This window comes from Natrinema hispanicum (assembly GCF_004217335.1).
Classification (GTDB): Archaea; Halobacteriota; Halobacteria; order Halobacteriales; family Natrialbaceae; genus Natrinema; species Natrinema hispanicum.
Genome location: NZ_SHMP01000003.1, coordinates 1,030,990 through 1,051,985, shown reverse-complemented (window position 1 = coordinate 1,051,985; position 20,996 = coordinate 1,030,990). Strand labels below are relative to the sequence as shown.

The 20,996-nt window shown below is 61.8% G+C and carries 25 protein-coding genes and 3 tRNA genes; 16 read left to right on the top strand and 12 right to left on the bottom strand.

The window, feature by feature from the left end:
- The first annotated feature begins 36 nt into the window (after window positions 1–36).
- Complete coding sequence (locus tag BDK88_RS06045; protein ID WP_130499599.1) at window positions 37–573, top strand: amphi-Trp domain-containing protein; 537 nt, start codon at window positions 37–39, stop codon at window positions 571–573.
- 36 nt (window positions 574–609) lie between these two features.
- On the opposite strand, the gene BDK88_RS06040 is transcribed toward BDK88_RS06045, so the two are convergent.
- The gene (locus tag BDK88_RS06040; RefSeq protein WP_130499598.1) at window positions 610–1,350 is read right to left on the bottom strand and encodes a DUF547 domain-containing protein; all 741 of its coding nucleotides are present in this window, start codon (window positions 1,348–1,350) and stop codon (window positions 610–612) included.
- 117 nt (window positions 1,351–1,467) lie between these two features.
- Here BDK88_RS06040 and BDK88_RS06035 point away from each other — a divergent pair, with 117 nt between their 5' ends.
- Window positions 1,468–2,487 carry an AI-2E family transporter gene (locus BDK88_RS06035; protein ID WP_130499597.1) on the top strand — a complete coding sequence of 340 codons (1,020 nt, stop codon included), beginning with the start codon at window positions 1,468–1,470 and terminating at the stop codon, window positions 2,485–2,487.
- Window positions 2,488–2,564: 77 nt separating this feature from the next.
- Here the strand turns inward: BDK88_RS06035 and BDK88_RS06030 are convergent, their stop codons facing one another.
- Complete coding sequence (locus BDK88_RS06030) at window positions 2,565–3,092, bottom strand: winged helix-turn-helix transcriptional regulator (RefSeq protein WP_130499596.1); 528 nt, start codon at window positions 3,090–3,092, stop codon at window positions 2,565–2,567.
- Window positions 3,093–3,330: 238 nt separating this feature from the next.
- On the opposite strand from BDK88_RS06030, the gene BDK88_RS06025 reads away from it, so the two are divergent.
- The 3 genes from BDK88_RS06025 (at window position 3,331) to BDK88_RS06015 (ending at window position 5,626) form a co-directional block, all read left to right on the top strand.
- Window positions 3,331–3,678 (top strand): DUF7471 family protein, encoded by a 348-nt coding sequence (locus BDK88_RS06025; protein WP_130499595.1) that lies wholly within the window; start codon window positions 3,331–3,333, stop codon window positions 3,676–3,678.
- Window positions 3,679–3,756: 78 nt separating this feature from the next.
- The gene (locus BDK88_RS06020) at window positions 3,757–5,010 is read left to right on the top strand and encodes a tRNA (N(6)-L-threonylcarbamoyladenosine(37)-C(2))-methylthiotransferase (RefSeq protein WP_130499594.1); all 1,254 of its coding nucleotides are present in this window, start codon (window positions 3,757–3,759) and stop codon (window positions 5,008–5,010) included.
- Between the two features lie 253 nt (window positions 5,011–5,263).
- Window positions 5,264–5,626: a winged helix-turn-helix domain-containing protein gene (locus BDK88_RS06015; RefSeq protein ID WP_130499593.1), complete on the top strand. Its 363-nt coding sequence runs from the start codon at window positions 5,264–5,266 to the stop codon at window positions 5,624–5,626.
- 128 nt (window positions 5,627–5,754) lie between these two features.
- On the opposite strand, the gene BDK88_RS06010 is transcribed toward BDK88_RS06015, so the two are convergent.
- Window positions 5,755–6,294 (bottom strand): HIT family protein, encoded by a 540-nt coding sequence (locus BDK88_RS06010; RefSeq protein WP_130499592.1) that lies wholly within the window; start codon window positions 6,292–6,294, stop codon window positions 5,755–5,757.
- A 246-nt stretch (window positions 6,295–6,540) separates the two neighbouring features.
- Here BDK88_RS06010 and BDK88_RS06005 point away from each other — a divergent pair, with 246 nt between their 5' ends.
- Complete coding sequence (locus BDK88_RS06005; protein WP_008008912.1) at window positions 6,541–6,741, top strand: DUF7835 family putative zinc beta-ribbon protein; 201 nt, start codon at window positions 6,541–6,543, stop codon at window positions 6,739–6,741.
- 121 nt (window positions 6,742–6,862) lie between these two features.
- Here BDK88_RS06005 and map read toward each other — a convergent pair whose 3' ends face one another.
- Window positions 6,863–7,759, bottom strand: a complete 897-nt coding sequence (gene map, locus BDK88_RS06000; RefSeq protein WP_130499591.1) for a type II methionyl aminopeptidase — start codon at window positions 7,757–7,759, stop codon at window positions 6,863–6,865.
- A gap of 877 nt (window positions 7,760–8,636) precedes the next feature.
- Here map and icd point away from each other — a divergent pair.
- From icd to BDK88_RS21080, 4 genes are all read left to right on the top strand, one after another.
- Window positions 8,637–9,899, top strand: a complete 1,263-nt coding sequence (gene icd, locus BDK88_RS05990; protein WP_130499589.1) for an isocitrate dehydrogenase (NADP(+)) — start codon at window positions 8,637–8,639, stop codon at window positions 9,897–9,899.
- Between the two features lie 578 nt (window positions 9,900–10,477).
- The gene (locus BDK88_RS05985) at window positions 10,478–11,437 is read left to right on the top strand and encodes an alpha/beta hydrolase (RefSeq protein WP_242611612.1); all 960 of its coding nucleotides are present in this window, start codon (window positions 10,478–10,480) and stop codon (window positions 11,435–11,437) included.
- A gap of 55 nt (window positions 11,438–11,492) precedes the next feature.
- Window positions 11,493–11,930, top strand: a complete 438-nt coding sequence (locus tag BDK88_RS05980; protein WP_130499587.1) for a GNAT family N-acetyltransferase — start codon at window positions 11,493–11,495, stop codon at window positions 11,928–11,930.
- A 63-nt stretch (window positions 11,931–11,993) separates the two neighbouring features.
- Window positions 11,994–12,146 carry a hypothetical protein gene (locus BDK88_RS21080; protein ID WP_165396914.1) on the top strand — a complete coding sequence of 51 codons (153 nt, stop codon included), beginning with the start codon at window positions 11,994–11,996 and terminating at the stop codon, window positions 12,144–12,146.
- A 117-nt stretch (window positions 12,147–12,263) separates the two neighbouring features.
- On the opposite strand, the gene BDK88_RS05975 is transcribed toward BDK88_RS21080, so the two are convergent.
- On the bottom strand, window positions 12,264–13,631 hold the full coding sequence (locus BDK88_RS05975) for an NRAMP family divalent metal transporter (protein ID WP_130499586.1): 1,368 nt from the start codon (window positions 13,629–13,631) through the stop codon (window positions 12,264–12,266).
- Window positions 13,632–13,709: 78 nt separating this feature from the next.
- Entirely contained in the window at window positions 13,710–14,048 is a 339-nt protein-coding gene (locus tag BDK88_RS05970; RefSeq protein ID WP_130499585.1) for a cupin domain-containing protein, read from the bottom strand.
- A 106-nt stretch (window positions 14,049–14,154) separates the two neighbouring features.
- Between BDK88_RS05970 and BDK88_RS05965 the strand changes: the two genes are divergently transcribed.
- Window positions 14,155–14,679 carry a DUF5817 domain-containing protein gene (locus BDK88_RS05965; RefSeq protein WP_130499584.1) on the top strand — a complete coding sequence of 175 codons (525 nt, stop codon included), beginning with the start codon at window positions 14,155–14,157 and terminating at the stop codon, window positions 14,677–14,679.
- Between the two features lie 29 nt (window positions 14,680–14,708).
- On the opposite strand, the gene hmgA is transcribed toward BDK88_RS05965, so the two are convergent.
- The 3 genes from hmgA to BDK88_RS05950 all read right to left on the bottom strand — a co-directional run bounded on the left by hmgA (window position 14,709) and on the right by BDK88_RS05950 (window position 16,917).
- Window positions 14,709–15,935 (bottom strand): hydroxymethylglutaryl-CoA reductase (NADPH), encoded by a 1,227-nt coding sequence (gene hmgA / locus BDK88_RS05960; protein ID WP_130499583.1) that lies wholly within the window; start codon window positions 15,933–15,935, stop codon window positions 14,709–14,711.
- A 56-nt stretch (window positions 15,936–15,991) separates the two neighbouring features.
- Window positions 15,992–16,384: a hypothetical protein gene (locus tag BDK88_RS05955; protein ID WP_130499582.1), complete on the bottom strand. Its 393-nt coding sequence runs from the start codon at window positions 16,382–16,384 to the stop codon at window positions 15,992–15,994.
- A gap of 77 nt (window positions 16,385–16,461) precedes the next feature.
- Entirely contained in the window at window positions 16,462–16,917 is a 456-nt protein-coding gene (locus tag BDK88_RS05950; RefSeq protein ID WP_092932592.1) for a DUF5814 domain-containing protein, read from the bottom strand.
- 147 nt (window positions 16,918–17,064) lie between these two features.
- Between BDK88_RS05950 and BDK88_RS05945 the strand changes: the two genes are divergently transcribed.
- Window positions 17,065–17,136 (top strand) — tRNA-His (locus BDK88_RS05945).
- A gap of 210 nt (window positions 17,137–17,346) precedes the next feature.
- Complete coding sequence (locus BDK88_RS21075; RefSeq protein ID WP_165396913.1) at window positions 17,347–17,514, top strand: hypothetical protein; 168 nt, start codon at window positions 17,347–17,349, stop codon at window positions 17,512–17,514.
- A 23-nt stretch (window positions 17,515–17,537) separates the two neighbouring features.
- Here BDK88_RS21075 and BDK88_RS05940 read toward each other — a convergent pair whose 3' ends face one another.
- Complete coding sequence (locus tag BDK88_RS05940) at window positions 17,538–18,398, bottom strand: aldo/keto reductase (protein WP_130499581.1); 861 nt, start codon at window positions 18,396–18,398, stop codon at window positions 17,538–17,540.
- 122 nt (window positions 18,399–18,520) lie between these two features.
- On the opposite strand from BDK88_RS05940, the gene BDK88_RS05935 reads away from it, so the two are divergent.
- A complete protein-coding gene (locus BDK88_RS05935) occupies window positions 18,521–18,796 on the top strand; it encodes a DUF7577 domain-containing protein (RefSeq protein ID WP_130499580.1) in 276 nt (91 codons plus the stop codon).
- 389 nt (window positions 18,797–19,185) lie between these two features.
- Here the strand turns inward: BDK88_RS05935 and BDK88_RS05930 are convergent.
- Window positions 19,186–19,259: transfer RNA gene (locus BDK88_RS05930), tRNA-Phe, on the bottom strand.
- Window positions 19,260–19,480: 221 nt separating this feature from the next.
- Between BDK88_RS05930 and BDK88_RS05925 the strand changes: the two genes are divergently transcribed.
- Window positions 19,481–19,927 (top strand): DUF7344 domain-containing protein, encoded by a 447-nt coding sequence (locus BDK88_RS05925; protein ID WP_130499579.1) that lies wholly within the window; start codon window positions 19,481–19,483, stop codon window positions 19,925–19,927.
- 315 nt (window positions 19,928–20,242) lie between these two features.
- Here BDK88_RS05925 and BDK88_RS05920 read toward each other — a convergent pair.
- Window positions 20,243–20,316 (bottom strand) — tRNA-Val (locus tag BDK88_RS05920).
- 62 nt (window positions 20,317–20,378) lie between these two features.
- On the opposite strand from BDK88_RS05920, the gene BDK88_RS05915 reads away from it, so the two are divergent.
- Window positions 20,379–20,921, top strand: coding sequence for a DUF192 domain-containing protein (locus BDK88_RS05915; protein ID WP_130499578.1), 543 nt, complete (start codon window positions 20,379–20,381; stop codon window positions 20,919–20,921).
- The last annotated feature ends 75 nt before the right edge of the window (window positions 20,922–20,996 follow it).

Genomic DNA, 20,996 nt, shown 5'->3' with positions numbered 1-20,996 from the left:
ACCAACCACTAACTCACAGCGCCACGAAGTTCCGCTATGACCGACACACCGAACGATGCCGATCGATCGGACGGCACAGACACAGCTGATAGCTTCGCCCTCGAGCGGGCGTACGACCGCACGGACGTCGCGGAACTCCTCCGCGAGTTGACGGCCGCTGCCGAGTCGGGACGACCGGTTACCTTCTCCGACGACGGTCAGACGGTCAGAATCACGATTCCGGACCGCGTCGTCGCCGGACTCGAAGCGACGAGCGATCCGACTCCCGACCATCCGGTTGCCGACCTGACCCTCGAACTCGAGTGGGACGATCCCGACGGCTCGAGTGTTCGGGTCACCGATCGTGATGACGGCGACACGACGGACGCCGAGCCAACGAACGACACCGAGCGAACCAGCCGCTTCGAGGTCTACGAGGATGCGGCGGGCGAGTGGCGCTGGCGGCTCGTCCACTGGAACGGCAACATCATCGCCGATAGCGGCGAAGGATACGCCTCGCGGTTCAACGCCGAACGGGCGGCTCGCGGTGTCATGCGCAACGCGCCGACGGCGACCATTCACCGGCACGACTGAGTACTGTCGCCGACTCCCGCACCTGCGGCCGACGGACTACCGCCGAACGTCGTCTCCGTCGAGATCGACGTCGAGATCGGCCGACCAGTCGATGCGCTCGTACTCGAGCGACGGGGTGGTCTCAGCCGGAACGGCGTTGTACTCTCGGAGGAACGTGACGATCCCGCTCGTCCCGCCAAAGTCCCCTCGATACTGGCGGAACAGGCGCGGAATCGTCGCTTTGGCTTCGCCGGAATCGTAAGAAACGTTCTCCTCTAGGAACCACTCGATGGCGATATCCAGTTCCTCGTCGACGTCACGGGGCGAGTAGACCGCGATCGGTGGGCAGTGATCGGCCCCGTGACTCACTGCGAAGTGGATCCGCGGATCACACGTCTCGAGGCGGAACTGCCGTTCGAACGACGACGGGAACAGTCGTGGCAGATAGCCCATCCCCCACGGCAGTTTCGAACTCCGAAGCATCCCGTGTTCGATGTCGTTGAGACTCAGCCAGACCCCACTAATCGGGATCTGATCGCGCGCGAAGAACTTCCATTCGTCGAGCAACCCGCCATCGAACAGGTCGTCGTCGGCCTCCTCCTCGAGGAGGAGCTGGGCGTACGCGTTATAACAGTTGAGCCAGAACGCAAGCTTTCCCTTGCGACCGGTCAGTGCCCGATCCAGGTGCGACCGCTCGAGCGTCGCGAGGCGCTCCCGCAACGGGTCCGCGTCGCCCTCGGTCTTGACAGTATAGAGGAGATCAGCCGAGAGCGAGAGTGGATCGAGCTGCGTCGACATTCGAGTCTCACTTCACGAACCAGGCCCTTGAAGCCGTGTGACGGTTCGCGACGACAGTCCTGACTGACAATACGTTCAGGCCGTGGTTTTATCTCACTAACGCTGGAAATAACAGCCGTGAATCTCAGCAAGGGGTTTCTGCTGGTCCTCATCGGTCTCTTCGCCTATCTCTCGTTGCTGCTTGTGCTCCCGTTTTTCCAGTACGTTCTCGGTGCGATCCTCATCGCCTACGTCCTGTTCCCGATTCAGGAACGGCTCGAGCAGCAGGTTCCGTCGCCGGTTGCCGCCTTCGGACTCGTCGCCGTGACAGTCGCAGGTGTCGTCGTTCCGCTGCTCGTAATCGTCGCACTGGTCGCCAGCGACGCTCGACAGCTCGTCGAAAACACTGACACGGAATCGCTCGGCGCAACTGAACTCGAGCGATACATCGAGGAACAGACCGGCATGACCGTCGATCTGACGGCCACACTCACCGACTCCGCGCAGGGAGTCGGCGGCACGGTCCTCGAGCAGTCGACGGCGTGGTTTAGCGCACTGACACACACCGCCGTCGGACTGGGGGTCGCGATCTTTCTGCTGTATTACCTGCTCAAAGACGGGACCGCGCTGTTGGACTGGATCAGGAGGCTGACGCCGCTACCCGATGACGTCCAGGACGATTTCTATCGGGAACTGGACGCGGTGATGGGGGCCGTCCTCGTCGGGCACGTCCTGATCGCGATCATTCAGGGAACGCTCGCCGGACTGGGGCTGCTCGCGACCGGAATTCCGAACGCTGCGTTCTGGACGGTGATCATGATCGTCCTCTCGTTGATCCCGCTGGTCGGCTCGTTTCTCGTTTGGGGACCGGCCGTTGCCTTCCTGTTTCTAGCGAACGAGCCGGTGCTTGCGGTGGCACTCCTCGTCTACAGTACGATCATCGTCGGGCTTTCCGACGACTACCTCCGACCGATTCTCGTCGATCGCTACGCCGATCTCAATCCCGCCGTGATTATCCTCGGTGTTCTCGGCGGCGTCTACGCGTTCGGCGTCATGGGGCTGTTCTACGGCCCTGTCGTCCTCGGCGCGCTGATCGCGACGCTGAACGTGATGAACGATCACTACAACCGACTCGAGAAAACCCCCGGAATGCAGTAGGAAAGCAGCGGTCCAACGACCAGCCGACTGTTATACAGATTCGAGGAGAACGCCCACGACTGCAGTCGTGAGAGGAGTTACTGTGCGTCAGACGTGCCTGCGAGCAACTCGTCGACGAGTCGCGTAAACCGGTCGACGAACCGATCGGGGACCGTCGGCGTCACCGTCGTCAACAGCTGGCCGGTTTCATCGGGGTTTGCGAGTTCGAGGACGACGCGGTTTTGCTCGTCGTAGCGCTTGTCGACGATCTCGTGTTCGACCAATCGGTCGAGGTGGTACTCGAGCGTACTCCGGGCGATTCCGAGCTCGTCGGCGATGTCGCCAGGCGCGGCGGGTTCGTTCTCGATCAGATGCGTGACGATCTCGCGGGCGGTTTCGCGACGGAACAGCGCCAGGGCGCTTCGCTCCCACGCGTCGTACTCCGGCGGGTAGTAGTGGGTCCGGCCGTACCACTCCTCCCGGACGAGGCGATCATCCTCGAGCAGCCGACGGATGTGGTACTGGACCTGTCCCGGCGCGAACGCCGACTCCCTGACGAGCTCATTGAAATGAACGCCAGCGTTGGTTTGGACGTGAGCGTGGATCTCATCTCTCGTATCGGTCATATCACTGTTTCCCCCCTGGAGGGTCGTATTCGTATCCGTGCCTAGCGGCGGGGGGCATATAACGGGTTTCCCGCGTTCCCACTCGCCGAGAACCGCCCGCGTACGATGCACGAACCCGAAAACAGCCGGGAAAGCCGTTGTTCGGGCCGCCGACCGAGCATTGCGGTCGGTCACGAGCTTTTCACGGACGGACCAAAGGGAATAGGTTACTGCCCCTCCCAGTTCAGATGTCGATCACATGGTGCTTGCGCTGTCGTTTGCCGACGAGTGGCTCGATCCGCAACTCGCGCCGATCCTCGTCGCCGTCATCATCCTCGCCGTCATCGGAACGACGGCGTTGTTCGTCATCGGCCTTGTCGCGTACTCACAGCGTCGGTCGGCCCGCTACGTCCTGATCACAGCTGTACTGGGAATCCTCGTCATCCGTTCGGTGATCGGACTGGGAACCGTTCTCGGACTCACCCCGATGACTGTCCACCACCTCATGGAGCACGGGTTCGACTTCCTCATCGCGGTGTTGCTCCTCTATGTGGTCTATCGGAGCGGTTCCTCGAGCCGACGCGTGTCTCGAGGGTTCGACGACTAATCGGCGGTCGGGGTCGCTTGTCGCTGCTCCGATCCGTCGGGCTTTTGCCGTCCGGTCCCCGACAGTTGGACGAAACGGATGGCCCGGTATCACATCGAAACGTATGGGTGTACGTCGAATCGCGGGGAGAGTCGCGAGATCGAGCGACGGCTCCGTGATGCGGGTCACTACCGGGTCGACGGACCGGACGAGGCCGATGTCGCGATCCTCAACACCTGCACCGTCGTCGAGAAGACCGAGCGCAACATGCTCCGACGGGCCGAAGAACTGGCCGACGAGACGGCCGATCTCTTCATTACCGGCTGTATGGCCCTCGCACAGGGCGAGGAGTTCGCCCAGGCCGACATCGACGGCCAGGTCCTCCACTGGGACGAGGTCCCCGAAGCCGTCACCAACGGCGAGTGTCCGACGACGACCCCCGACGCCGAACCGATCCTCGATGGCGTCGTCGGCATCCTCCCGATCGCGCGCGGCTGTATGTCCGACTGCTCGTACTGTATCACCAAGAAGGCCACCGGCAAGATCGACTCCCCGCCGATCGAGGAAAACGTCGAAAAGGCCCGCGCGCTGATCCATGCCGGCGCGAAGGAGATTCGCATCACGGGCCAGGACACCGGCGTCTACGGCTGGGATAAGGGCGAACGCAAGCTTCACCGCTTGCTCGAGGAAATCTGTGCCATCGACGGCGACTTCCGGGTGCGCGTCGGGATGGCCAACCCGAAGGGCGTCCACGGCATCCGCGAAGAACTCGCTGCCGTCTTCGCCGAAAACGACGAACTCTACGACTTCCTCCATGCACCGGTCCAGTCGGGCAGCGACGACGTTCTCGGCGATATGCGCCGCCAGCATCAGGTCCAAGAGTACCTCGAGGTCGTCGACACCTTCGACGACGCCCTCGACTACTGGACGCTGTCGACGGACTTCATCGTCGGCTTCCCCACCGAAACCGACCACGACCACGCACAGTCGATGGCGCTGCTGCGGGAGACGCGCCCGGAGAAGATCAACGTCACGCGCTTCTCGAAGCGGCCGGGCACCGACGCCGCCGAGATGAAAGGGCTTGGCGGGACCGTCAAAAAGGAACGCTCGAAGGAGATGAGCGAACTCAAACGCGACCTCGTCGCCGACGCCTATGCGGATATGGTCGGCCAGCGCCGCGATGACTGTCTCGTCGTCGAGGAAGGGACCGCCGACTCCGTCAAGTGTCGCGATTCGGCCTACCGACAGATCATTGTCCAGAACGCAAGCGAGCACGGCCTCGATCCCGGCGACTTCGTCGACCTCGAGGTAACGGCCCACGAGACCATGTACGCGTTCGGCGATCCGGTCTGAGACGGCTGCCGTCGTGAGGTGTCAGCCTGCCCGAATCTGCGGGAATGGACTGATACGGTTTGCTGTAACGATGTACCGGTGCAACCGCAGGGCGGTCGCGGTTGCACCGGCAATGACTGACAGTAGACCGTATGAGAGGAGTCCGTCTGACGCCGGACGATGGGTTCGACTCGAGAGAGTCAATGCATGACATAATCTTCAGTTCGCGGGAATTGGAACCGCAGATAAACCGCCCCGCAGCGACCGATCGTGCATGAGTGAGACAGCCAGACAACTCTCCCCGTGTACGCGCGCCCAGCGGGACGATGAATTCGGGTGCAATCCCGGCCAGATCATCGAGTTGCTGAGTGACGACGACGCGCGGGCCGTGTTCCTGTCCGCTGACGAGCCGACGACGGTCCGTGAGCTGGCGGCAGAACACGACCTCCCGCTCTCGACTGCCTATCGAAAAGTCGACCGACTCCACGAGTCCGGCCTGCTCACCAATCTTAACCGTCAGTCCGGTGAGACTCCGGCCATCTACGTCCGGTCAGTCGACCACGTGTCGGTGACCTACGACGAGCCGATCCGGATCGAGTGTCTCCGGAACGGCAAGACGTTGTACTGCGAACACTAACGGTCGCGTTCGTTCCGGACGATTCCGGTTGGTGTGGCGGGAGCCCTGGCGCGATCGCAGGACTGCTCGCAGTCGCGTTGGCACTGCGTGCCAGATGCCTGTCTGCGACGACCCGTCGACGAGCGCCGCTACTCGATTACGACTGCGCTGTCCGCGTCGGGAACAGTCGTTCCCTCCTGTGTGGCAAACGCCTCGTGGACGTGCTCGTACGTCGCCTCGAGCGCTTCGACGATTACTGTGGTGTCGCTTAGCACTGGCATGAAGTTGGTGTCACCCTGCCAGCGTGGGACGACGTGGGTGTGCAGATGGTCGTCGATCGAGCCACCAGCCCCGTTTCCGAGGTTCAAGCCGGCATTGAAGCCGTCTGGCTCGAGTGCAGCCTCGAGTGCATCGAAGGTTCGCTGTTTCAAGCGGGCATGATCGAGGAGAATTTCGTCTTCAAGGGCTGCATACTCGCCGGTGTGTGCGTGAGGGATCACCATGGTGTGACCCGGGTTGTACGGATAGTTGTTCAGCATGACGAAGGCATGGTCGCTTCGCGCGACGATCAGATTCTCCCGGTCGGTATCCTGCTCTGGCAGTTCACAGAAGACACAGTCCTCGATCTCCGCGTTTTTGTCCTCGCGTCTGATCCACTCGATACGCCATGGTGCGAACACCTGCTCCATACTACTGGTCTCTCGAGGAGGTCTTAAAGGGTTTCAGCCTGGATGCCCGCTCAAGCAGTTCGATACACCCTGGATCGGTGTTATAGATGATTACAACTAGGTCTTGAAGGAACGTGCGTTTCTCGTAAACGGTTCGAGCGTTCAACGAGGTTTTTCGGCGATGGTACCGCTGTCTTGCGATTTTTGCGTTTCACACGACAAAATAAAGCAGGGTTTTAAGATAATGCTACGGCAGATAATATGACAATGGCAACGACTGACGATTCCGTTAATGGGATGACTGAGTACTGCGATGAATGCGATCTCGAAACTCTCCACGAGGTATCCGTTCAGCTCCGAACCGAGAGCCTCAAGAAAGAGAACGCGCAGTTCTCTCGCGAGCCCTACCGCGTGGCCGAGTGTCAGCGGTGTGGCAACCGTACGAGTCAGCGGATGAACAACGCCTAACCGACCCTCACGGTTCGACCACCAGCGCCCGTTGGTTGGGCTCCCGTGTTCGTCGCTCCCTCCGCGGTGTCTCCCGTCTCACTGCGACGATTACCGATGCTGATCACCGATATACCCGTCCTTACTTCGTCGTCACTTCGCAGCCGTCTTCGGTGACGATGATCGTGTGCTCTTTCTGACTGACGAGGTAGCCGTCGTCTTCCTTGAGAACGGGGTAGCCGTGGATGATATCGTTGCGCTTGAGCCGGCGGAGTGCCATCTCCGGGCGATCCGTCTCGAGCCAGCGCGTCGCGAACGGCAACGTCCGGAACTCCTCGGTGATCTGTTCGAGCGCGTCGCGGGCCTGGCGGTTGCGGACCGTTCCCTCGCGCTGGAGCGAAAAGATCTCCTCGCTTGCGCCTTCCGTGACTTTGCCGCCGCCGTCGGTCGCGAACGGCTCGATCGCGACGACGTCGCCGACCTCGAGTGTCGACCCCTGCGAGACGGCTCGGTTGGGAATGTTCGGACTGGTGTGTTGTTCCCAGTGACCCAGTCCGTGACCCGTGAGGTTGACGACGGGATTGTAGCCGTAGCCGTCGATCACGTCCTCGATCTCCGCGCCGATCTCGCCGGTCTCGACACCTGGTTCGACGATCTCGAGGGCAGCCTCGAGTGCCTGCTCGGAAGCCTCCGCGAGCTCGGGAGTGCCCGACAGGTCGACGGTGACAGCGGTGTCAGCCAGCCAGCCGTCGACGTGAACGCCGATGTCCAGGTTAACCATCTCCTCGCCGAAGGTCGTCTCGTCGCCGATCGACGGGGTTGCGTGGGCCGCCTCCTCGTCGACGGAGATGTTGACGGGGAACGCGGGCTGGCCGCCGAGTTCCCGAATGCGGTCTTCGGCCCACTCGGCAACCTCGAGTTGGCTCGCGCCGACCTCGACACGGTCGGCTGCTTCCTCGCGTACCTGCGCGAGGATCTCGCCCGCCTCGCGGTGTTTCTCGTACTGCTCTGACTCGAGGTCGACCTCGGATTCGGCCATGCACCGGGGTTGGTTCGGTCGACAAAAAGAGGTTCCGTCTCCTCGTCGGACGGCACTGCCACCGCGTTGCTGCCCGTGTGGCCACTGTGACCGGACGCGAGCGGTGAGCGAACGGCGTCGCACTCGACTGTTACAGGAGTAATACAGTATAGTATCCTGCCGCTCGATGAAACGGTCGCCACGGGTTATACCGGATGCACGCCTCGAGTACGGTGGCGTGAGAGACGCCACGAACCGAGCACGTCATCATAGACGCCGGCTCGAGCCACCAACTGTCGCCACGAGACCGCACGCAGGCACGAACGCTCCCGGCGGGTCGCTCGAGCGGTCTCGAAGCGGCAGTTATAGTAGCCATTGAACATCAGTGCATATCCGATCGCATGAGGGCTGTACGATCAGTGTGTGACCAGTTCCAGTCGCTACTATATTATAGTCTGTTCCTCGCGTGGACACGCCAGATTATCACGTACAGTTGGCCACTCAGCATTCCGTATCCGACAGTGGGGCCATCGCCGAGAGAGTGCCACTGATACTGCCGGACAGAACGACGTGACGATCGGGCGCGCTGCTGTGGCCGTCACCGGTAGAGACGGCCGCGAATTCACGACCGAGTTCATATTGACTGCTGTCCGGCAGTATGCAGACACGCTTACCGAACAAATTACCTGTGTGGGTAATATAAAAAGGCAGTTCATTACCCCCTTCATTTAACGGCATTCTACATTATTTACCATCCTATTTTCGAGGCTTCGGGCCCTCAAACCCTCGTTTTCGGCATTTTCAAGAAACACATCTCGTGTAAAGATCGGGCAGGTTTTGCCAGTCGGAGACGGAAATGGTAGACCTTTTACCCCCGTCGGAGAACCGTACAGACGAGATGAGCTACGACAAGATCGACGTCCCCGAGGACGGGGAACAGATCACGCTGAAGGAAGGAACTGAAGACGAGCTCGAAGTGCCGGACAACCCAATCATCCCGATCATCTACGGTGACGGTGTCGGAAGCGACGTCGGCCCTGCCGCACAGAAAGTGCTCGAGGCTGCCGCAGACGCCACTGGCCGCGAAATCAACTGGATGCGCCTCTACGCTGGCGAGTCCGCGCGCGAGAAATACGACGAGAACCTGCCCGCCGAGACCGTCGAGGCAATCAAGGAACACCGCGTCGCGATCAAGGGTCCGCTGACGACGCCCGTCGGTGCTGGCTTCCGTTCGCTGAACGTCGGCCTGCGCAAAAAGCTCGACCTCTACGCGAACGTCCGCCCGACCTATCACCTCGACGGCGTTCCGTCGCCCGTCAAGGAGCCAGGTCAGATGGACATGATCACCTTCCGTGAGAACACGGAAGACGTCTACGCCGGCATCGAGTGGGAAGCCGGAACCGACGAAGTCGAGCAGGTCAAGGAGTTCGTCGAAGACGAGATGGGCGCAACGGGCGTCATCCACGACGGTCCCGTCGGCATCGGTGTCAAGCCGATCACGGAGTTCGGAACGAAGCGACTCGTCCGTGAGGCTATCGACTACGCCCTCGAGAACGACCGCGACTCCGTTACCCTCGTCCACAAGGGTAACATCATGAAGTTCACCGAGGGACAGTTCCGCGACTGGGGCTACGAGGTCGCAGAAGAGGAATACGGTGACGAGGTCATCACCGAGGACACCCTCTGGGAGGAGAAAGACGGCGAAGCGCCGGACGACGCCGTTGTCGTCAACGACCGCATCGCCGACAACATGCTCCAGCAGATCCTCACCCGCACCGACGAGTACGACGTCGTCGCGACGATGAACCTGAACGGAGACTACATGTCCGACGCCTGTGGTGCCCAGATCGGTGGTCTCGGCATCGCGCCCGGCGCTAACTTCGGCGACGGCCTGATGCTCGCCGAACCCGTCCACGGCTCCGCACCCAAGTACGAGGGTCAGGACAAGGTCAACCCGACCGCCATGATCCTCTCGGGCCGCATGATGCTCGAGTACATGGGCTGGGACGACGCCGCCGACCTCGTCCGCGACGCCGTCGAAGAGACCATCTCCTCGGGCAAGGTCACCTACGACTTAGAGCGCCAGCTCGAAGACGCCGAGAAGCTCGCCACCAGCGAGTTCGCCGAGGAAGTCGTTAACAATATCGAGAAACTCGCGTAAGCGAGTTTCTCGTCCTCTCACGGGTTTGCCGTGAGAAATAGAGACGCAAGCTGACACGGGCATCTCGGACGATCGGCTCGCGCCGAACAGAGACCGAGACTGTCATAACGGTTTCCACTCTCACATTCTTCTGCTATCGGTATCACTGACAGTGAGTGATCCACTCTCACGACAGCCCCGCTCTCATCGTCTCGATCGAGACGATTGTCACGGATCCTCGAGACGAAATGGCTGTGTACCTTGAGCGTGTCACGTTCGAAACTGAGCCACGAGCGTGAACTCGAGTTGTCTGTGACTGCACCGATATCGAGGACAACGTTGCAGTCGGAATGGGACTCGTGAGACGTGCTGGTGATAACCCTGGCACCACGCTCTCGACCGCGTTTTCTATTGCGCAAGACTGTTCTAGAAGTCAGGTATATTGTTCTCGAACCAATTAGCTATGGTTATTTGTTGTGCTATTGGAGTTAGTACGCTGATATATGGTAGACAAATACCCGCCATCGGCGTCGAGACGGTCGTTTCTCGTAGGAACAGTTGGGACGACAGTTATCGGAACGACCACCGCAGCTGCGACGGTGGACGAACAGCGGATCGAACAGCCGAAATCAACAGCGTGGAAGCCGACTGCCCACGATCTGACCATGGACGATGGCCACCAACTTCGGGTCTGGGAGCGGACGACCACCGACGACCCGGACGAAGCCGTGCTCTTCGTTCACGGGATGACCTACGGCGGCGTATCGATGTTCGACCCACCCCTCACCGAGGAGTTCGGTTGGCTGCGGTACGCTGCGGCACAGGGGCAGGCGACGTTCGCACCGGACATGCGTGGCTACGGCGACACCGAACTCCCGCGCGAGTACAAACAGCCACCAGAGGTGAATACGCCACCACTGTCGTTCGAACGCGAAGCGCTCGATCTCCTCGCAGTGACACAGTGGCTGCGCAAGGAACGCGGCTTCGATCGCATACACTACGTGGGCCTCTCGGGAGGGACGTGGCGCGGCCGTGCGGTGTACACGCTTGGAGAACCCGACTATGCGACAGTCACCCTCGCCGGCGGCTCGTTCGACACACTCGAGGTCGGTGCAGATCCCGAGGGCCCGGCGTATTTATCACAAGCCCGTGATGAATTCATTACGAGATGGAACGCGGAGGTCCCCGAGGACGCCGACACGGATGACTGGATCGGCGGCGACGAGTTCACTGCCACAGCGGTCCAGGCTGCAGTCTGGAAGGCGATTTTCAATACGAATCAGGCGATCGATGATAGCCCGGAGACGATCATCGCCCCGCTCGTACGCCAAGAGCAGACGTATCACCCGGCGCACATCGACGATCCGACGCTCGTGGTTCGTGGCTCGAGCGATGGGATCATCTCCCGCGAAGGTGCACTGCAGTTGTACGATGCTGTGGGTGCGACCGATCACCAGAAAGGATACGTAGAGATCGCGGGCGGCACGCATTTCATTTTCCTCGAGCGCAAGCGACGGGAGTTTTTCGACGCGGTCCGTCACTTCCAGACGCGACACTGACCTGAATCGAACCGTGGCGAAACGCTCTCGGCCGACTACGTCGTACGTGTTTCTGATGGTCGAGGTGTACGTCGCCGACTCCGAAGTGAAACGGGAAGACGCCTTTGCAGTCCGTCATACGGTGTTCGTCGAGGAGCAGGGCGTCGACGAAGAACTGGAGTACGACACACACGACGAGACGGCCACTCACTTCGTCGCATACGACAGCGACGAGCCGATCGGCGCGGCACGGCTTCGTGAGTACGCAGACAGCGTCGGTAAGGTCGAACGCGTCGCCGTCCGCGAGTCACGGCGTCGATCGGGTGTTGGCCGGGCGCTGATGGAACGACTCGAGGACCATGCCGAGACGCTCGGCTTCGTGACCCTCAAACTACACTCACAGACACAAGCCGCCGACTTCTATCGCAGCCTCGGTTACGAGCGCCACGGCGGAGAATTCGAGGAAGCCGGCATTCCACACGTCGAGATGCGAAAGCCACTCGAGCGGCGCTGAGACGTGGCGTCTGTCACTCGTCTGACTGACTTTCAAGGTCCCCGATATGGTAGTCACTACCACATGTCAGCTATACAGACTCCAACAAAGGCGATGGCAGCCATGATCGCCGCGATGTGGAAAGCTGGCCGAATACTCGTTCCGCTCGGGATCGCGGCCCTCGTTACCGGACTCGGGCTGCTCGTCTTTTTCGGTGTGGTAACCGCGCTTCCATGACAGTTCGATTTCGACCGGCAGTGACACGTGCGGTTCATACGGTCTGCTGTCCCGATGTCCCGGTGGGCCCGCAGTTCGGGTTGCGGGTGCACCGGCACTGACTGCCAGGAGTCCGTATCAGTCCCCGCTGACCCGATCGCGGACGTATCGTCCCGCCAGTCCGAGCAGTGCTAGGGCCATCGCGACCGCGAAGGCGACGACGAACGCCGAGAGCGGGTCGGTGATCGTCTCGAGTTCCCCGCGGACGAACTCACCCGCGAGGAGGGCGGCGACGACGAAGAGCACGACCCCACCGAGGTTCGCCACACGGGAGTTCGTCTTCGAGACGACGTCGGGATCGTTCAGCAGCATGAGGATGACGGCGATGGCAAAGGGGGTTCCGACGAGGCCAAAGGCCAGCGTGAGCACGAGCAACTGGAAGAACGCGCCGCCGAGGAACGCACCGACGGCGGAGACGAGTGCAACGCCGGCGACGGCGGCGCGATACCGGCTGTCGTCTGTCGACTGTTCCCAGCCGAGTTTGTCAGCGAGCAGGTACGGTGGAACGATCGTGTTCCCGCCGAGCGTCGAGACTGCCGCACCGAGGAGACCCGCGAGGAACACCCAGGTCGCATACTCGCCGGCGACCGGGCCAAGGGTCTGGGCGGCGCTGATCCCGTCGATCGTCGCGGGATCGACGCCGGCGGCCGGGAGCACGCTCGCCGCGACGAGAAAGACCGCGAGGCTGAAAACCCCGAACGCGCCAAGCATCGAGCTCAGAATATCGACGACCGCGGTGTCGGCATCACGAACGGTCCAGCCACGGGCGCGCATCGTGTAGCTTTGCATCGTCAGCAGCGTGATGTGGACCGCACCGCCGAGGATGCCCGCGGCGACGAGTGCGCCATCGACGCCTGCGGGAATCGCTGGCACCAGTCCGCCCGCCGCCGCAGTGGGGTCGATCGGGACGACGAACGCAGCTGCGACGAACGCGACGACGACCATCGAGACGAGCACCTTGGCCCCGAGTTCGGCGACCCGGTAGCCGCCGCCAGCGAGTCCCAGCGCGAGAATTAGGGCCCACGTGACTCCCCAGAGGCGCGGATCGGCCAAGACGGCGACATCGACGCCCGCACTGGCAACCATCGTCGCGCTGACCTCGGCAAGCGTCTTCATGATGATTACCTGCGCCAAGCCGGCGGCCAACACGACATCAACCACAAGCACCCAAGCCCAGGTCGATCCCAGATGGCGTTCGACGACCGAGACGATTCCGTCCTCCGTGAGCAGCCCCAACCGCATGGCGAGATACTGGCCGAGGGCACCCAACACCGCCGAACAGACGACGACCCACAACAAGGCGTAGCCGAAGCTCGCGCCCGCGACCAGCAGGCTGCCCATCGTTGCCGGCCCCGCCGCGATCGCGCCAGCGAGCCATGCCGGCCCGAGTCGCTCGAGCGCCGTTCCGATCCACCTGCGTCCCACTGACCGCTGTTCAGTTGCCATGGGCGTATCTTGCGAACCTAGTGGTATAACCTCGTGGTATCTAATAGTGGTGACCAGCAGACACGACAGTCGACGGGGCTACTCCTGCCAGCTCGGGTTCCCCCGTGGCGGGCTGAAGACATCGACGCCACGGACTGTCTCATCACCATTGTTTTCGGCCGCGTGAGGCTGCTCACCCGGAATCGCGTAGGAGTCGCCGGGGCCACAAACGACTACCTCTCCATCGACGAGAAAGGTCAACTCGCCCTCACAAATGAAGCCGGTCTGTTCGTGGGGATGGCTGTGTTCCTCGACGACCGCACCTGGTTCGATCTCGAAATGCTGGACGTTCATCGACTCGGTGCCGGCAAGCAGCGCCAGATGGACGCCGTCGGCTGCCTCCGAGGACTCGCTATCGGTCAGAGAAACGCGCTCCATACGCCTCGAGACGGTGGCAACCGCCTAAAATCCCCACCGGCTGGCCGCGTTTCACTTCCGCTTCGGTTGCCGAAGATTGAACTGCCGGGACGGCCCACTGCCAGCTATGTACGCCGTCGTCGGCTGTAGCGAGTGTTCGAACCTCTGGATCATCGAGGGCCGATCGGAGACGAGCCAGTGTCCCCGCTGTGGCGCACGCAAGGCCTACGAAAAGCGCAAGAAGTTCGTCGAGACCGACGACGCCGCCCACGCCCGCGACGTGCGCGCATCCATGCTCGCAAACCGCCAGGGTGAGGGCGAAGCCTTTGCCAAACTGGATTCCTTTGCCGAACTCGAGGCCGACGTCGCCGACGGCGTCGTCGACGAGACGGAATATCTCGAGGAGGCCGGCCTCGACGCCGACGAAATCGAGGCGGCCGGCGATCGTGATCCGCGCGGGCCGAGTCGGAGCGGCAGCAAACAGGAAATCGTAACGGGGGCACTCGAAGCGCTCGAGCAGCCGACCGAAGACGAAATTATCGCGTACGCGGGCGAGCGGGGTGTGTCGGCCGAGTACGTCCGGGAGGCGCTCGAGAAACTCACGCGGCGTGGCGTCGTCAGCGAGAGTCGCGGCCAATATCGGTTACTCTAACGGAGTGAGAGGGAATCCGGGACGGGTGCCTACCGACCCAGATCCTCGTGTGCGCTCGCGAGGTGTCGCGACGACAGTGCGCCAAGGAGGGAGAGTTCGCCCGCGAGCGCGCCGACGGCGATGATCTCGGCGAGCGCGTCGGCGTTCGAGCCCGGCGGATCGCCGCCACCCCGAAGCCCGAGAACATCGAGCGCTTCGGCCTGAGTCGGCAGTTTCGTGCCGCCGCCGACGGTACCGACCTCGAGAGAGGCAAGCGAGACGCTGGCATAGAGGTCGATGGTGCCGTCCTCGCGTTCGCGGGTGTCCATCGTGGTGATGGTATTCGCGCCTTCGACGACCTGGGCCTCGTCCTGGCCGGTCGCGAGGAAGGCTGCGCCGACGACGTTGGCGGCGTGGGCGTTGAAACCCAGACTGCCCGCTTTGGCGCTGCCGATCAGGTTCTTGCGGGTGTTGGCCTCGGCGATGGCGTCGGCGGTCGTGTGAAGCCGGTCCTCGACGAGTTCGCCGGGGATCACGACGTCAGCGGTCACGGAGCGGCCCCGACCCTCGACGGCGTTGATCGCGGCGGGTTTCTTGTCCGAACAGAGGTTGCCCGAGAGCGCGACCAGCGAGGCGGGCGTTTCGGCCTCGACGACCTCGCAGGCCTCGCCGGTGGCGATCGTCGCCATGTTCATTCCCATCGCGTCCTTGGTGTCGTAGGCAAAGCGCAGATAGACGGAATCGCCGACGACGTAGGGTTCGACGTCGAGCAGTTCGCCATGGCTCGTCGTCGACTCGGCGGTCTCACGGAGCGTCTTGAGGTTGTCCTCGACCCATTCGACGGTTTCTGCGGCCTCGGCGACGCCGTCGACCCGGAAGACCGGTGCGCGAGTCATCCCGTTTTTCGTCACCCGCGCATCTGCGCCGCCGGCCGCGCGGATCACGGCGAGCCCGCGGTTGACCGACGCCAGCAACGCGCCTTCGGTCGTCGCCAGCGGCAGGTAGTGGTCACCGTCGGCTGCACCCCCGTGGACGGGGACTGGGCCGACGACGCCCATCGGCACCTGTGCCGCACCGATCATGTTCTCGATGTTCGGCTCCGCCTGTTCGGCGGGGAACGAGTAGTCGCCGACGGCCTCGAGATCGGCCCCCGTCTCGCGTTCGACGAGCAGCCGGCGTGCCTCGGCCGCGGTGTCGTAGTCGGCATGGTCCTCGAGTTCGTGAATGCGAACGTCGCCGTCGCGCACCCGCTCGGCGAGTTCCTCGGGATCTGTCATGGATGGGTCGAGACGGTCGGCTACCCTAACAGTTGCTGATTCTCCTGACTCGAGGCTCACCGATTCTGGAGGTCAAACGAGACATCGTCGCTGACGGCACGATATCCCGAAAGCGCCTCATAACAGAGCAGTCCAAGCAGCGTGCCGGTGCCGATCGTCGCAAGCAGCAGATAGCGCACGCCCGCTGCGTCGTCAGCGAACGCGACCGCGAACACAGCAGTGGTAACAGCCGCAAATCGGAGTCGCGTCCGCGAACGTGTCCCTGTCTCTGTATACGCAAGATACAGCTGCGGCAGGGCAATGGCAACGCCGCCGACCAGGAGGAAAGACACCAGTGGCCTCTCGCGGAGCGCGATCCCAGTCTGGCGCTCGACGACGACCGAGCACGCGACAAGGAGGACGAACGCCAGAAACGAGCCAAAGACGACGCGTCCCTCCCGATCGATCATAGTGACCGATCACCGGCCGAACAGGTCAACCTTGCGCTCAGTTGCAGTTTCAGCGGCTCAGATGTGAGCGCGATGACTCAGCGCGCGAGGTCCCGCTTTGCCTGCTGGATCTCGTCGCGGGCCTCGTCTGCGCCGTCGACGCGGGCAAGGCCCTCCGCAGCCTCGAGGGTGCGGACGGCGTTATCGAGAAACGAAAGCACGTCGCCTGGATAGGCATACACCATGTAGTCGTCGGTCATCACGTCGACGATCGCATCCGGCCCGAGCCCCTGGGCACGCAACTCGAGCAGGTACTGGATAAACTTCCGCTCCGGGCAGCCACAGTAGGGGTTGTTGTCACAATCACAGTCGAGAAAGTCCTGCGTGAAATCGAGGACGCGATCACGGGTCGCGTCGTCGAGTTTCTCGAGGCCCTCGCCCTGAAAGAGCATATCGAGCGTTGCACCCTTGAACGCTCCCTTGGGGATGTTCGTCTCGAGCTGGGAGCTGAGCTGACGGTGGTTCTTGATGTAGATCTTGTCGGTGATGGCCACGCGTTACCGGTGGTACCGGCCGTGTGCCGAAAAACGTCTCGGTCGCGCGTAGTGTGATCGAAATCGCGCGGTATGGAGTCGCACACCCCGATCCTCGAGTCGTAACGTATTTCAGGCCAACCGCGTGTAGGATATGATGTAAGCGCGTCCGGGTTGGGGTAGTGGTTATCCTTCAGCCTTGTGGAGGCTGAGACGCGGGTTCGATTCTCGCACCCGGACTTTTTCCGACGAACGAAGTGAGGAGTGACAAACCCGGAAGGCGAGATCGAACGAGACGAGTCGCGTGCAGCGAAGTGAGCACGTCTCGACGTGATTCGATTCTCGCACCCGGACTTTCTGTTGCGTACTGCTCTTCGAGCCATGTAACCGGATGTAACCCACCGACTCCAGACAGTATCACCCATACGTGTGCACGCGCTATCTCTGGCGATGACCAAGACGGACGATCCCTTCGACTGCCAGTCCTGTGGTGAAACGGTCCCGTTCGACGAGACGCGCCGAACGAAGACGATGGGCGGGCTGGATCCGATGAAATGGCAGACACTGTGCTGTCCGTCCTGTGGCTCGCGGCTGCAGACGATCTACGTCGGCGAATGAGACGTACCGACAGTCGCAGACACTCACTCTGCAGCCTCGGTCAGTCGCTGTACCTCCGCGTCGGACAGCGACAGGCGTGAGGCAGCAACGTTCGACTCGAGATGGTCGCGGGTGGACGTGCCCGGAATCGGGAGCATGACATCGGCACGCTCGAGCAGCCACGCCAGCGCGACCTGCCGGCGCGTCGCGTCGTGGGCCGCGGCGATCTCGTCGAGGAGGTTGCCGTGTGCGGCCAGATCGTCGCCGTCGATCGGTGCCCACGGGATGAAGCCGATGCCCTCGTCGGCACAGATTTCGAGGACCTCGCGGCTCCCGCGGTCGTGCAGGTTGTACCGGTTCTGGACGGTCGCAATCTCGACCTGCTCGCGAGCGCGGTCGAGGAGTTCGGCCGAGACGTTGCTGACGCCAAGTTCGTCGACGAAGCCGTCGTCTTTGAGTTCTGCGAACGCCGCGATGGAGTCCTCGAAGGGCGTGTCGTCGTCGGGCTTGTGAAACTGGTAGAGGTCGATGGTGTCGGTCCGCAACCGGTCGAGTGAGGTGAGTACCTGATTGCGAATGTAGTCCGGATCGCCGTGGGGGATCCAGTCGCCCGCATCGTTGCGTAGCAGGCCTGCCTTGGTCGCGACGACCACGTCGTCAGGATCGCCGATCGCCTCGCCGATCAACCGCTCGCTGACGGCCGGGCCGTAGGAGTCGGCCGTGTCGATAAAGTCGACACCGCAGTCGACGGCGTGCTCGACTACCTCGCGTGCAGCCGCCTCGTCGTCGGGCGCGCCGATGATATTCTCGCCACAGAGTCGCATCGCACCGAAGCCGAGTCGGTGGACAGTCGTTTCGCCAATCTCGAACGTCTCGCTCTCGTTTGTGATCGAGTTGTGGCTCACAGGTTGGGTACCGAGACGTAACGGGAAAGTCGTTGGCGGTTGCGAGGGGTTTGCCAGATCCGGCACTGTTCGGCGCTCCAACCAGTGGACAGCACTAAACAGCCCGCGACCGTAGTAGCTCTGTGACCACTCCCGAACAGATCTACGCTGCAGTGGTCATCGGCCTCTTACTCGCTGCGATCGGGATCAGTATCCCGGTGCTCAAAGGGATCTATCGGGACGGCCTCGAGCGACAGTCCGAGCGACGGCACAACGATCTCGAGGCGGAGGCGACGGTAGCAGAGCCAACGGCGTCCGACGACGCCACTGGAGACCGCAAGCGACTCTCGTGTCAGCAGTGCGGTGTGGAAAACGATCCCGCGTTTACGTACTGCCGAAACTGTCTCGAACCGCTGTGACGTCCCTACGGCATTGCGGCCATCGCCTGTAAACGGGACCGCGACGTCGATCGGCAACACCCTACGAGCGTACGTTTCAGGTTGACAGCATCTGCCGAGCAATCGCGTCTCGAGCGAGAATTACGTAAAATCGGGATACCGTCTTCCGGATGACCTCCGCCCAGAAATGCTCACTCTGCTCCTTCACTGGCTCGCAGAAAAATGGGTTCAAAAATCACAGTCGGGCTTCATATTTACGGCTCACGAACATGCTCGCCGCAAAAGTATGCCGCCTCCCGGATTTGAACCGAAGGAAGACATTCCTGCTCGCTTCGCTGCGCGGGCTGTGACTTCCAGGGTTCAGAATCCACTCGGGAGCATTTTCACTGCTCACATCGTTCGCAGGAAAATGCCGCCTCCCGGATTTGAACCGGGGACAGCTCGATCTTCAGTCGAGTGCTCTCCCAGTCTGAGCTAAGGCGGCCTGCCTCAATCTCTGTCCATGATATAAAAAAGGATTTCGAATCGCGATCGTTGTTCCACGCTGCTTACAGGAGACTGCAGCGGGGTGTGATATATTGAGTATGGTACTGAAAAACCAGTAACGGAGACAATACGCGGAGGTCTATGTAAGATTACCGTTCGTCTGTTAGATTATCGGATATTCAAGACACCCTTTTCCGCACCGGGAGGTAATACCATGTTATGGAACCCCTTACCTCGAGTCAAGAGCCCACCGAACTCGATGCCGACACAATCCTCGAGTTACTGGCGAACCGACGGCGACGGTACCTCCTCTATGCGCTCCGTGGACAGGACGACCCCATCGAGCTGTCGACGCTGGCCGAGACGGTCGCCGGCTGGGAACACGACGTGCCACCGGAGGAGGTGGCGAAAAACGAGTACAAAAGCGTCTACGTCTCATCGGTCCAGTGTCACGTCCCGAAGCTGGACGACGCGGGTGTCGTCGAACACAACGAAGACAATCACACTGTCGTCCTCGCGGATAATTTCGAGCAACTCGAGCCGTATCTCCGGATCGTCGTCGAGGACGAACCGGAAAACTCGACGCTGCATTCGGCTCTCCAGCCCAGATCGGGAGACGGCCTCCTCGGCCAGATTCGAGAAAACGTTGCGCGGCTCAAACACTGACGACGAGCAGCCCTGGTCGAATCGGGTACTCGAGGGGACTCCTGCGAGATCGGCGGTGTAGTGAACTTCTGTTCGTGACGTGCGCTAGAGAACGTGTCCTCGGAGACCGTTCCGTGACCCACTGTCGGTCCCCAGAACTGGGCTCGAGCGGGTTCGAGCTACGCGAAGACGGTCGCTCTCGCATTCGCTCGATGGACTCGGGCGGGTTCGAACCACGTGAAGACGGTCACTCACTTCGTTCGCTCCGTCTTCTCTCGTTCGAACCGCCGCTCGCATCACACACCTGCTGCTCGCGAAGTTGCTCGCAGCAGGAAGTGGGCTCGGGCGGGTTCGAACCACCGACCTCGGCCTTGTAAAGGCCGCGTCATGACCAGCTAGACCACGAGCCCGCATCCGAGACGAGTAGGTCCGTCCGAATAACCTTTACTCTCTGGCCGTACAGCTATCGGGTATGACAATCGGGCGCGTAGGCAAGGGATTGCTCGCGATTGCGGTCCTCTCGATAGCCGGTGTCGTTCTCGTTCAGGCCGGGCTCGTCTCGACGCCGTGGGGGCCCGACAGCGGAGAGGTGAGGGTCTCCGACGATGCCGATAGCGACGAGCCGAAAGCAGTCATCGACGTCGAGGTCGCAGACGACTCCCGGGAACGCTACACCGGGCTGAGCAACCACGACTCGCTCGAGCCGGGTAATGGTATGTTGTTCATCTACGGAAGCGAGCAAGACCTGACATACGTGATGCGCGAGATGGATTTCGACATCGATATCATCTTTATCGGCGCGGACGGCGAGATCACGACGATTCACCACGCCCGCGCGCCCGGCCCGAACGAAGACGGCAACGATCTCGAGTACTCCGGTCGCGGGAAATGGGTGCTTGAAGTGCCACGCGGCTACACGAACGAGACCGGAATCGAGGTCGGCGACGAGGTCGACATCGATCTCGAGTCGAATCAGACGACCATCACAAGCCTCGGTGGCGGTGACAGCGCGTAAGCCACAGCGAGAACGAGCGTGACCCACAGCCGCCGACGCCGGATCTGGGTCGATCGGTCGGCAATTCTTATTGCT

Coding starts and splice junctions, on each gene's coding strand:
- BDK88_RS06045 (WP_130499599.1), top strand. CDS start 37: ATGACCGACACACCGAACGATGCCGATCGATCGGACGGCACAGACACA.
- BDK88_RS06040 (WP_130499598.1), bottom strand. CDS start 1,350: ATGTCGACGCAGCTCGATCCACTCTCGCTCTCGGCTGATCTCCTCTAT.
- BDK88_RS06030 (WP_130499596.1), bottom strand. CDS start 3,092: ATGACCGATACGAGAGATGAGATCCACGCTCACGTCCAAACCAACGCT.
- BDK88_RS06025 (WP_130499595.1), top strand. CDS start 3,331: ATGGTGCTTGCGCTGTCGTTTGCCGACGAGTGGCTCGATCCGCAACTC.
- BDK88_RS06020 (WP_130499594.1), top strand. CDS start 3,757: ATGGCCCGGTATCACATCGAAACGTATGGGTGTACGTCGAATCGCGGG.
- BDK88_RS06015 (WP_130499593.1), top strand. CDS start 5,264: ATGAGTGAGACAGCCAGACAACTCTCCCCGTGTACGCGCGCCCAGCGG.
- BDK88_RS06010 (WP_130499592.1), bottom strand. CDS start 6,294: ATGGAGCAGGTGTTCGCACCATGGCGTATCGAGTGGATCAGACGCGAG.
- BDK88_RS06005 (WP_008008912.1), top strand. CDS start 6,541: ATGGCAACGACTGACGATTCCGTTAATGGGATGACTGAGTACTGCGAT.
- map (WP_130499591.1), bottom strand. CDS start 7,759: ATGGCCGAATCCGAGGTCGACCTCGAGTCAGAGCAGTACGAGAAACAC.
- icd (WP_130499589.1), top strand. CDS start 8,637: ATGAGCTACGACAAGATCGACGTCCCCGAGGACGGGGAACAGATCACG.
- BDK88_RS05980 (WP_130499587.1), top strand. CDS start 11,493: ATGGTCGAGGTGTACGTCGCCGACTCCGAAGTGAAACGGGAAGACGCC.
- BDK88_RS21080 (WP_165396914.1), top strand. CDS start 11,994: ATGTCAGCTATACAGACTCCAACAAAGGCGATGGCAGCCATGATCGCC.
- BDK88_RS05975 (WP_130499586.1), bottom strand. CDS start 13,631: ATGGCAACTGAACAGCGGTCAGTGGGACGCAGGTGGATCGGAACGGCG.
- BDK88_RS05970 (WP_130499585.1), bottom strand. CDS start 14,048: ATGGAGCGCGTTTCTCTGACCGATAGCGAGTCCTCGGAGGCAGCCGAC.
- BDK88_RS05965 (WP_130499584.1), top strand. CDS start 14,155: ATGTACGCCGTCGTCGGCTGTAGCGAGTGTTCGAACCTCTGGATCATC.
- hmgA (WP_130499583.1), bottom strand. CDS start 15,935: ATGACAGATCCCGAGGAACTCGCCGAGCGGGTGCGCGACGGCGACGTT.
- BDK88_RS05955 (WP_130499582.1), bottom strand. CDS start 16,384: ATGATCGATCGGGAGGGACGCGTCGTCTTTGGCTCGTTTCTGGCGTTC.
- BDK88_RS21075 (WP_165396913.1), top strand. CDS start 17,347: ATGACCAAGACGGACGATCCCTTCGACTGCCAGTCCTGTGGTGAAACG.
- BDK88_RS05925 (WP_130499579.1), top strand. CDS start 19,481: ATGGAACCCCTTACCTCGAGTCAAGAGCCCACCGAACTCGATGCCGAC.
- BDK88_RS05915 (WP_130499578.1), top strand. CDS start 20,379: ATGACAATCGGGCGCGTAGGCAAGGGATTGCTCGCGATTGCGGTCCTC.